Genomic DNA, 4,963 nt, shown 5'->3' on the forward strand with positions numbered 1-4,963 from the left:
ACCTGGCTCAGGCTGGGCGGGTTGACGCATAACGGTTCCTCGGTCGTTGTCATTATGTGAGGTTTAGCTCGCCTGGCGAACCAGGCTGGCGGCAGGCAGCAAGGGCTGCCCGCCATCATCCGTTTTGTCTGTTCTGTTGTCGTAGCGCGTAGGGTCAGGGTGGATTCAGTATCCGCCTGTGCGGGGCGGGCTGGCCAACCTGTTTTACGCAATCCCAACGGAATGCCTCTCAAGGCATACAATCGGGGACGCACAAATGTGCACACATGTAAGTGTACATGTGTTTACAAGACTAGAATGACAACACCTCACTTGTCTACCCCGTTTTTGATACGGACAAAACTCCGCCCCGCTGGCGCCTTGCTCGCAAGGCGAACAACCACCGCTGAAGCCGGTAAAACCGGAGACCCTCTGAAATCCATCGCCCCCGGCCCAACAGTTGGTACACTGCACGCCTGATTTCCAGCTACCCGGGCCCTTACGTGACTGATTCCCTGTTTTCCTCCCTGCCTCTCAGTGGCGACATGCTCGCCAACCTGGACACTCTGGGCTACACCGCCATGACGCCGGTACAGGCGGCCAGCCTGCCGCCCCTGTTGCAGGGCCGGGATGTGATCGCCCAGGCCAGCACCGGTAGCGGCAAGACCGCCGCCTTCGGCATCGGTCTGCTGCACCCGCTGAACCTGCGCTATTACGGCTGCCAGGCACTGGTGCTGTGTCCCACCCGGGAGCTGGCGGATCAGGTGGCGGCGGAGATTCGTCGCCTGGCTCGCGGCGCCGGCAATATCAAGGTGCTCACCCTGTGTGGCGGGCAACCCATTGGCCCGCAGATCGGCTCCCTGGAGCATGGCGCCCAGGTGGTGGTAGGCACCCCGGGGCGGATACTCAAGCACCTGAGCAAGGGCACCCTCAGCCTGGACGGCCTCAACACCCTGGTGCTGGACGAAGCGGACCGCATGCTCGACATGGGCTTCTTCGATGATATCGCCGAGGTGATTCGCCAGACCCCGGCCCGCCGTCAGACCCTGCTGTTCTCCGCCACCTACCCGGCGGGCATCAAACAACTGGCTGAAACCTTCATGCGCAATCCGGAACACGTGGAAGTGGCGGCCATGCACGACAACACCCGCATCGAGCAACGCTTCTACGAAGTAGAGCCCCTGCAACGCTACGAAGCCGTGGCCGACGCCATCGCCTGCTTCCGGCCCACCAGCTGTGTGGTGTTCTGTGTCACCAAACAGCAGTGCCAGGACGTGGTCAGCCAGCTCTGCCGGCAGGGCCTTGCCGCCAGGGCCCTGAACAGCGACCTGGAACAGCGCGAGCGGGATGAAGTGCTAACTCTCTTTGCCAACCGGAGTCTGTCAGTCCTGGTCGCCACGGACGTGGCCGCAAGAGGGCTGGATATCGACAGCCTGGACATGGTCATCAACGCGGAACTGTCCCACGACCCGCAGACCCACATTCACCGGGTCGGCCGCACCGGCCGGGCGGGGGAGAAGGGCCTGGCCATCAACCTGGTGGCTCCACGCGAAAGCCGTCGGGCCATGGCCATCGAGGAACTGCAGGGCGAAACGCTCAACTGGCACCCGGTGTCCAGCCTGAAACCCCGCGCCGGCGAGCCCATGTTGCCGCCCACGGTGACCCTGTGCATCGGCGCCGGCCGCAAGGACAAACTGCGCCCCGGTGACATCCTGGGCGCCCTCACCGGCGACGCCGGCATCCCCGGCAACCAGGTCGGCAAGATCACCGTCACCGACTACCAGGCCTACGTTGCCATAGAACGCGACAGCGCCGACCTGGCACTACAGCGATTAATGAGCGGCAAGATCAAGGGCAAGAACCGGCGGGTAAAGAAGCTGTAGTCCATGCTCCCAAGGCACCACCTTTCTTTTGTAGGAGCTATGCTTGCATGGCGAACAGAGCGGTGCCGAAGCGGAAAACCCTGTTAGCCATCGAAATGGCCCATGAAAAATCGCACCTTAGTAGTGCAAATAAAGACCGCTGATGCGCCCTAAAAAAGAGCAGAAAAGCCGGATTACCCGGCTTTCCTGCTCAACTCCGCCAGCTTCTGATCCAGCATAGTCAGAATATGGCGGCGGCTGATCACGCCGACCACCTTGTTGGCGCTATCCACTACCGGATAGATCTTGGGTTTGGCATTGAGCATCTGCTGGGCCAGGTTCAGCACATCGTCCTCCAGCGACACTGTCAGCACCTCGCTCTGCATCAAGTCCTTGACCGTCGCCACGCGCTGGTTGTGATACACCACTTGCAGCGCGGCCTGCAGGCATTCGCGCTCACTGATCCAGCCCACCAGGGTGCCGAGGGCGTCGGTGACCGGGCTGCCCAGCATGTCCAGCTTGATCAGATTGCTGGAGGCTTCCACCACCGGCATCTCCGGGTGGATCGTCGCAAAACGGGTGCACATCAGGTCTTTGATGGAGACAGAATCCATGGGTTACCTCTCTTTCCCTGTCGGGGAAACCAAAACAGTTCTGCCGGCTTTCTAGCCGGCCGCTACACCTGATTACTGCGGGAACCGTGCCAACTATGGGGCGAAGGGGGATTTGAGGCTGCAGGATCGGCGCTGCCTGCGGCATTTACACTGGGCGTTTACAGTCGTTCATATCGGGCCATTATTAAGTGGGTTCCAAAAAGGAATTGAGTTTGCTTTTGCTGCAGGATAGCCTCCGTCAATCAGTTCTTATTTGGAACTAACTAGAGGTGAATTATGTCTTCTTCCCCAGTTAACACAGCTTCCCCGTCCTTCCCGGTACGCCGCATGGACTATGATTTCGCCGACATGCCAAAGTACTGGTGTGACAATGAACCTTCCCTGACGCACTACTTTACCGGCCTGTCCACCCTGTTCCCGGAAGGCGAGTCCTACTTCGTGCGCTCCGTACGAGCCCTGCGTCCCGGTGTAAAAAAACACTCACAGCTGGATCGCGACATTGGCGCCTTTATCGGCCAGGAAGCCATGCACTCCAAGGAGCACCATGCCTTCCACATCAGTGCGCAGCAGTACAATCTCGATCCGGAATCGCTGGAAAAAGTGACCGGGACTATCCTCAAAAGCATCGAAACCCTGTTCCCGAAGAAATGGAACCTGCTGGTGACGGTGGGTCTGGAGCACTACACCGCGGTGCTGGTGGCAACCATGATGCGCAGCACCTATAAGGAGATGCGTGATGACACCATCCGGAATCTGTGGCTCTGGCACAGTATCGAAGAAACCGAGCACAAGGCGGTGGCGTATGACCTGTATCAGCACCTGTACGGCAAGGGGCTCGATGCTTACCTGCCCAGGGTGATGGTTTATACCTTCAGCCTTGCCATGATTACCCTGATGTCGACCTTGTATCACCTGGTGCTGATGAAGCGTGATGGCCAGCTTTTCAATCTGAAATCCTGGCGCCGGTTCATCACCTTTGCCGCCGATCATTACAAGGAATTCATCCCGGATTTCCTGGCCTATTACCGGTTTAACTTCCACCCTAACGACACGGATGCGTCGGCCCTGGTCGCCAACGCCAAGGCCGTGATCGGGCTGGCATCGAGGTCCTCTAAAGGGCGTGAATCAAGCGCTGCCTAGCCAGAGAGGGATGACGTCGGTGATGAATCCCAAGCGAATGATCGGCCCGGGAAACATACGCGTGTAAATGCGATTTCCCGGTGTCTGGCAAATAAAGCATGGCGGTGACTCACTGCCACAGTGAGTCACCGCCATGCTAACCCGTAGGGGTAGGTGTGCCGCACCGCCTGTTTGTTCGTTCAGCCTAACAGGGCCCCAGAAAGGGCCCTGATGCCTGAAATAGTCTCAGTCTTCTTGCTCCGCAGCCTCTAGCGCTTCCCCCAGTTCAATTATCACGCCTTTTTCCACCAGTTCATCGAGCTCGGCAGGAAGAAGTACCAGTGGGGTTGGTTTGCGCTTGTGATCCGGGACGGCATTGTGCGGGTCCGTTACGCCGACTTCCGGGTACTTTTCCTTGAGGAGAGCAATGTCACGGGCCTGCTCGTCGGTGATCAGCCATACCGGGAACTGGCGACGGCCGAGCTTACTGGGTACGGAGACTGTCACCAGTTTCAGCTCACCCAGGTAATTGTAGCGGTTGGGTTCAATCTTCACCGGTAGAGAGAAGTCGGTCCTGGCGGTACGGAACTCGATTCTGCCACGGTTGATTCGACGCAGCCGGAAATTGGAAATCTCGTGATTACCGGCATAAAGCGGAATGGCGAACAGCCGGCCTTGGCTGTATTCGGTTTCGAAATCCGGCTCCGGGGAGCGGAAAAGCCAGCTGTCCGGATCAGTGACGCCTATGTACTTATGGCCATCGTTATCCAGGTTATCCAACCGCATGGCATACCCAAGCAGGGGTTCCACATTGTGGTTCTTGGCCACAGAGCCCACCACTACGGCAAACTCGGAAGTCAGGTCCCCCTCGTGAACTTTCTGGACCAGGTTGTTGGACACGCAGCCAGAAAGCAGAAAAATCGCAAGCAATCCATGCAGTAACTTCACAGGTTTTCCCCAATCAAGGTAATGAAAATATTTATGATTCTTGAAAGGGGGCGACTTTAAACAAGGGAGGAATGGCATGCAAAGGAAGCCGGTCACACCAGCAACCAACAACAGGACACCCATCAATTGGCAGATCGGTGGGCGGGGGTTCCTGACCGGGATCAATGTTCGCGAGTTGGAATAAGGGCAGACTCAAGCAATAAGCATTCAAAATGGAGGCTGTCATGAAAACCAACGTGGGTAACGCAGACCGTACTTTGCGGTTAGTAGCGGGTGTGACCATCATCGCCTTGGGCGTTGTATTTCAGAGCTGGTGGGGTGCTATCGGTCTTATCCCGCTGTTCACTGGCACCACCCGCTGGTGTCCGGTCTATCTGCCGTTCGGCATTTCCACCTGCAAGAAAGAATAGGGCACCCATCCATTCAGTCATTGGCGGCCTT

The 4,963-nt window shown here is 58.0% G+C and carries 5 protein-coding genes; 3 read left to right on the plus strand and 2 right to left on the minus strand.

What is annotated here, in order from left to right; translation table 11 throughout:
* Positions 1–482 precede the first annotated feature (482 nt).
* Positions 483–1,862: an ATP-dependent RNA helicase DbpA gene (dbpA, locus tag HUJ17_RS09880; protein ID WP_290510537.1), complete on the plus strand. Its 1,380-nt coding sequence runs from the start codon at positions 483–485 to the stop codon at positions 1,860–1,862.
* A gap of 173 nt (positions 1,863–2,035) precedes the next feature.
* On the opposite strand, the gene HUJ17_RS09885 is transcribed toward dbpA, so the two are convergent.
* The gene (locus tag HUJ17_RS09885; RefSeq protein ID WP_290510538.1) at positions 2,036–2,455 is read right to left on the minus strand and encodes a CBS domain-containing protein; all 420 of its coding nucleotides are present in this window, start codon (positions 2,453–2,455) and stop codon (positions 2,036–2,038) included.
* A gap of 276 nt (positions 2,456–2,731) precedes the next feature.
* On the opposite strand from HUJ17_RS09885, the gene HUJ17_RS09890 reads away from it, so the two are divergent.
* A complete protein-coding gene (locus HUJ17_RS09890; protein ID WP_290510539.1) occupies positions 2,732–3,595 on the plus strand; it encodes a metal-dependent hydrolase in 864 nt (287 codons plus the stop codon).
* Between the two features lie 225 nt (positions 3,596–3,820).
* Here the strand turns inward: HUJ17_RS09890 and HUJ17_RS09895 are convergent, their stop codons facing one another.
* Positions 3,821–4,522, minus strand: coding sequence for a hypothetical protein (locus tag HUJ17_RS09895; protein WP_290510540.1), 702 nt, complete (start codon positions 4,520–4,522; stop codon positions 3,821–3,823).
* A gap of 224 nt (positions 4,523–4,746) precedes the next feature.
* Here HUJ17_RS09895 and HUJ17_RS09900 point away from each other — a divergent pair, with 224 nt between their 5' ends.
* Positions 4,747–4,932 (plus strand): DUF2892 domain-containing protein, encoded by a 186-nt coding sequence (locus tag HUJ17_RS09900; protein WP_290510541.1) that lies wholly within the window; start codon positions 4,747–4,749, stop codon positions 4,930–4,932.
* Positions 4,933–4,963 lie beyond the last annotated feature (31 nt).

Source organism: Alcanivorax sp. (assembly GCF_014762765.1).
Taxonomy (GTDB): domain Bacteria; phylum Pseudomonadota; class Gammaproteobacteria; order Pseudomonadales; family Alcanivoracaceae; genus Alcanivorax.

Bases quoted from the DNA above. Each gene is read 5' to 3' on its own strand.
- HUJ17_RS09900 (WP_290510541.1), top strand. From the start codon at position 4,747: ATGAAAACCAACGTGGGTAACGCAGACCGTACTTTGCGGTTAGTAGCG.
- HUJ17_RS09890 (WP_290510539.1), top strand. From the start codon at position 2,732: ATGTCTTCTTCCCCAGTTAACACAGCTTCCCCGTCCTTCCCGGTACGC.
- HUJ17_RS09885 (WP_290510538.1), bottom strand. From the start codon at position 2,455: ATGGATTCTGTCTCCATCAAAGACCTGATGTGCACCCGTTTTGCGACG.